Source organism: Streptomyces solincola, assembly GCF_002982015.1.
Lineage (GTDB): Bacteria > Actinomycetota > Actinomycetes > Streptomycetales > Streptomycetaceae > Streptomyces > Streptomyces solincola.
The window spans coordinates 1-4,665 of record NZ_PVLV01000394.1 but is presented as its reverse complement, the minus strand read 5'-3'; the positions used below and the strand labels follow the sequence as shown (position 1 = coordinate 4,665).

Here is a 4,665-nt window from a genome sequence, read left to right as displayed (position 1 = left end):
CGCCAGGCCCACCGGCCCCGCCCGGTCCGGGCCCGCCAGGTCCGGGTCCGCCGGGCCCGCCGCCGTAAGGGCCGCCGGCGCCTCCCCCGTACGGGTCACCGCCGCCGCCGTAGGGGCTGCTGCCCCCTCCGTAGGGGTTGCCCGCGCCGCCCGGCGGGGGCGGAGGCGGCGGCGGACCGGCGCCCTCCGACCCCTCCGGCCCCTGCGGCCTCTTGCGGAAGGGATCGTCCTCGGGCGGCTGCTGACCGGACGTCGGAGGTTCGTTGCTCATACCGGCAGTGCAACCCGGCGGCCCCGGCCCCGCAAAAGCTCACCGTCCGTCCGGGCGACCGCCGAACGGGCTGTCCGCGCCCCGCCTCGGCGGGCGCCCCGCGCGCGGACGGCGGGGTGCGCCGCGAGCGGACGGCGGGGGCGCCGCGCCCCCGTCAGCCGGCGCGCCGCGCCACGAACGTGTGCGCCGCCTTGTCGTGCCAGCACTGCCGCCACGGCCGGTCGAACAGGCACCACAGCACGTTGGCCACGCCCACCACCAGCAGGCCCAGCACCCCGTACACCAGCCAGCGGCGCAGCGCCGCGCCGAAGGCCGGCGGCTCGTGCGACTCGATGTCCCGCACCTCGACGCCGCACAGCCGCTTGCCCAGGGTGCGCCCCCAGCGGGCGGTCGGCAGCGCCTCGTACAGCACGCCGAGGACGAGCAGCACGGCGACCGCGCCGCCCAGACAGGCGCCCGTCGTCCCGTCCAGCAGCCACACGGTGACGGTCTCACCGGACTGCTTCGCCTGCTCGATCTTCCCCTCGATGTGGTCCACCGCCCGGCCGACCAGCGGCACGGCGGCCGCCCCGGCGAGCGCGCCCAGCACCACGGCGTCCACCAGCCTGGCCGCCAGCCGCCGCCCGAGCCCGGCCGGCCGGGCCGCCGCCTGGGCCTGCGCGGCCTGAAGGAACGGATCGGCCACCGGCGGCTTCCACGGCGCCACCCGCTCCTGGCCCGCCGCCGCGCGGCCCTGCGCCGGCACCGCGGCCGCCGCCGCACCACCCGGCTGGGCCAGTCGGTGCACCTGCTGCGCCCACGACGCCGAGCCGCCGCCGGCCCCCGCGCTCATCGGCGACCCCCCGGCCGGGGAAGCCGGCGCGGGCGACGGACCGGCGGAAGCGGGCGCGGCGGAGACCCGGGCCGCGTCCGGGCTCCGCACCTCCCGCGCCGCCTCGGGAGCCGGGGCCGCGGCCGCGGGCCGCCGCTCCCCCTCCCGCCGCGGTACGGGCCGCAACGTCACCGTGCCCTCCTGCGCGACCGGCCCGCCGGCCGGCGCCTGCGCCGCCGTTCCCGCCTCCGCCGGTCCGTCCACCGCGCGTACGCCGGGCAGCGCGCCCCCGGTCGGGTCCCCGGCTCCCGCGGCGGGCGCCCTGGGGTCCCGTCCGGGCTCCGCGCCCCAGGACACCCGGCGGTCCCGGTCTCCCCCGAAGCCACTCTGGTGCGAGGCGTCCGCGCCCCACACCGCGGCGGACGCGTGGTGCTCCCCGGGCCGCCCGCCCAGCCGCCCGCCCGACTCGTCGACCTCGTCGAAGAAGACCGGCCCGGTCTCCTCCACCGCCGGTACGGGCGCGGGCGCCGGTACGGAAGCGGACGCCGGCGCGGACGCGGGAGCCGGGGCGGCGGGCACCGGCGGGGCCGCCGCCTCGTCGTCCTTGGGCGCGGGACGGCTGGTGCCGGGCACCCAGGCCGCGCCGTTCCAGAACCGGATGTACCCGGGGATGGAGGGGTCGGGGTAGTAGCCGGGCGTGGGACTGCCGTCGCCGGTCGCGGGGGTCGGGGCGCTCATAGCCGTGGTCCCGTATCTCTTCGAGGCCGCAATTCAAGGGGTCCACATCTATCAGACGGCCGCGCGCTCCTGGACCGGCCGAACAGCAAACGGACACCTTCGGTCAGTCCCCGGTCACGACCGCCCGCTACCCGCCATCGCCGTACACCCAGCCCGCGACTTCGCGCTCTTCTTCCAAACCCGCGTCATAACCCGCCCCGTCCCCGCTCTCTCCTTGCGCGGGCCCCACACCGGGCCCGGCACCGGACACGAGCGGGGAGGGACCCTTCGATGACGCCGACCGTGGTGGCGAGCGAGCTGGAGTTCACGATGGTGCTGACGGCCGAGCGGCGGATCGCCGTGCCGGGCCGGCTCGTCTACCGGACCGACGACCCGTACGCGGTGCGCGTCACCTTCCACACCGGCTCCGCGCACCCGGTGCACTGGACCTTCGCCCGCGACCTGCTGGTGGAGGGGGTGGGCGAGCCGTGCGGCCACGGCGACGTCCGCATCTGGCCGACCACCGTGGACGCCCTCCCCGTCGTCCTCTTCGCGCTCTCCTCCCCCGAGGGCGACGCCCTCCTGGAGACCGCGACCGCTCCCCTGGTCGCCTGGCTGGAGCGCACCCTGGCGGCCGTCCCCCCGGGCACGGAGGACTGCCGGCACAACCTGGACGCCGTCCTCACCGGCGTCCTGACCCGCGCCACCGGCGACACCCCCTGACGGGCCGCGGCCTCAGTCCGCCACGTACGTGTGCGTGATGAATTCGATCGAGTGACCGTCCGGGTCCTCGATGTAGACCCCGCGCCCCCCGAAGAGGTGATTGACCCGCCCCGGGTCGCGGTGGTGCGGGTCGGCCCAGTAGTCCAGCCCGCCCTCCCGCACCCGACCGAAGATGGCGTCGAACTCCTCGTCCGAGACCAGGAACGCCAGGTGCTGCGAGACGATCTCCTGCGCGCCGTCGTCCAGGTAGTCCAGGGTCACGCCCCCGTCCAGCGGCACGGACGCGAACGGCCCGAACGCGGTGGGCTCCGGCGCGTCCAGCAGCCGGGTCAGGAACCGCGCCCCGGCGAACCGGTCCCGGCTGCGGACGATGGTGTGGTCAAGACGTGCGGGCACGGCTCCTCCAGGTGGTCCGTAGTCCTCCTCGACCCCGACCACGCTAGGCGCCGCCCCGCCCCGGCACATCGGGCATCCGTCCTACACCCGCGGGCTGAGCCCGGCCCGGTCACCCGGCGGCGTGGTTTCGGGAGCACGACCCGCGAGGGCTGAGCGGCGGCCGTCAGAACAGCTTCCCCGGGTTCAGGATGCCCAAGGGGTCGAAGGCCCTGCGGAGGGAGCGCTGCAACTCGACGCCGACCGGGCCCAGTTCGCGGGCGAGCCAGTCCTTCTTCAGGACGCCCACGCCGTGCTCGCCGGTGATGGTGCCGCCCAGTTCGAGGCCCAGGGCCATGATGGCGTCGAAGGACTCGCGGGCGCGGCGGGACTCGTCGGGGTCGTGGTGGTCGAAGCAGACGACGGGGTGGGTGTTGCCGTCGCCGGCGTGGACGCAGACGCCGATGGTGAGGTCGTACTTGGCGGCGATGGCGGTGGTGCCGTCGAGCATGGCGGCGAGCTGGGAGCGGGGGACGCAGACGTCGTCGATCATGGTGGCGGAACTGACCGCTTCGAGGGCGGTGAGGGACATCCGGCGGGCCTGGAGGAGGAGTTCGGACTCGGCGGCGTCCTCGGCGGGGACGACCTGGGTGGCGCCGGCGGCGGTGCAGAGGTCGGCCACGGCGGCGAGGTCGGGGGCCGGGTCGGGGGTGTCGAAGGCGGCCAGGAGCAGGGCCTCGGTGGTCTCGGGGAGGCCCATGCTGCCGAGGCGGTTGACCGCCTGGAGGGTGGTGCGGTCCATGAGTTCGAGGAGGGAGGGGGTGTGGCCGCGCTCCATGATGGCGCAGACGGCGTCGCAGGCGGCGACGGCGGAGGGGAACTCGGCGGCCAGGACGAGCTGTTGCGGGGGTTTGGGGCGCAGGGCGAGGATGGCGCGGACGACGATGCCCAGGGTGCCCTCGGAGCCGACGAAGAGGCGGGTCAGGTCGTAGCCGGCGACGCCCTTGGCGGTGCGGCGGCCGGTGGTGAGCAGCCGGCCGTCGGCGAGGACGACGTCCAGGCCGAGCACGTACTCGGCGGTGACGCCGTACTTCACGCAGCACAGCCCGCCGGACGCGGTGCCGATGTTGCCGCCGATGGTGCACATCTCCCAGCTTGAGGGGTCCGGCGGGTAGGAGAGGCCCTGTTCGGCGACGGCCCGGGAGAGCGCGGCGTTGACGACGCCCGGTTCGACGACGGCGATCCGGTCGACCGGGTTGATCTCCAGGATGCGGTCCATCCGGGTGAGGGAGAGGACCACGCAGCCCTCGGAGGCGTTGGCCCCGCCGGACAGGCCCGTGCGGGCGCCCTGCGGGACGACCGGGACGCGCAGCGCGGTCGCGGTCCGCATGACGTGCTGGACCTCCTCCACCGTGCGCGGCAGGACGACGACGGCCGGGGCGCCCGCCTCGCAGAAGCTCGCCGCGTCGTGGGCGTAGGAGGCGGTGACGTCCGGGTCGGTGATGAGGGCATCGGCCGGGAGACCGGCGCGCAGCCGGGTCAGGAGCTCGTCCACGGCTCCAGCCTGGCACTCCGGGGCCATCGGTGTGAACCCGTGGGCGGGGCCGGTCGGGGGAACCCCGGTACACCGCCGGGCCGCCCGCACAGTGGCCGGATGAGAACGGAACGGGTCCCTCAGGTGGTGCTGGGCTGCGGGGCGGGCGCGGTGGCCCTGGTCGCCGCACTCGTCTTCGTACCGTGGCCGGGGGGTGGGGTCCTGGCGGCGCTGGAC

Annotated in this window: 4 protein-coding genes; 1 reads left to right on the top strand and 3 read right to left on the bottom strand. The window is 76.2% G+C overall.

All coding sequences use genetic code 11. From position 1 onward, the window contains the following. Positions 1-425: 425 nt before the first annotated feature. On the bottom strand, positions 426-1,820 hold the full coding sequence (locus C6N75_RS22780) for an RDD family protein (RefSeq protein ID WP_105870764.1): 1,395 nt from the start codon (positions 1,818-1,820) through the stop codon (positions 426-428). A gap of 270 nt (positions 1,821-2,090) precedes the next feature. Between C6N75_RS22780 and C6N75_RS22775 the strand changes: the two genes are divergently transcribed. After that, the gene (locus C6N75_RS22775) at positions 2,091-2,522 is read left to right on the top strand and encodes an SsgA family sporulation/cell division regulator (protein WP_105870763.1); all 432 of its coding nucleotides are present in this window, start codon (positions 2,091-2,093) and stop codon (positions 2,520-2,522) included. Positions 2,523-2,534: 12 nt separating this feature from the next. Here C6N75_RS22775 and C6N75_RS22770 read toward each other — a convergent pair whose 3' ends face one another. Then, a complete protein-coding gene (locus C6N75_RS22770) occupies positions 2,535-2,918 on the bottom strand; it encodes a VOC family protein (RefSeq protein ID WP_105870762.1) in 384 nt (127 codons plus the stop codon). Positions 2,919-3,081: 163 nt separating this feature from the next. Further along, entirely contained in the window at positions 3,082-4,449 is a 1,368-nt protein-coding gene (locus C6N75_RS22765; RefSeq protein ID WP_105870761.1) for an FAD-binding oxidoreductase, read from the bottom strand. Positions 4,450-4,665 lie beyond the last annotated feature (216 nt).

Coding starts and splice junctions, on each gene's coding strand:
- C6N75_RS22775 (WP_105870763.1), top strand. CDS start 2,091: ATGACGCCGACCGTGGTGGCGAGCGAGCTGGAGTTCACGATGGTGCTG.
- C6N75_RS22780 (WP_105870764.1), bottom strand. CDS start 1,820: ATGAGCGCCCCGACCCCCGCGACCGGCGACGGCAGTCCCACGCCCGGC.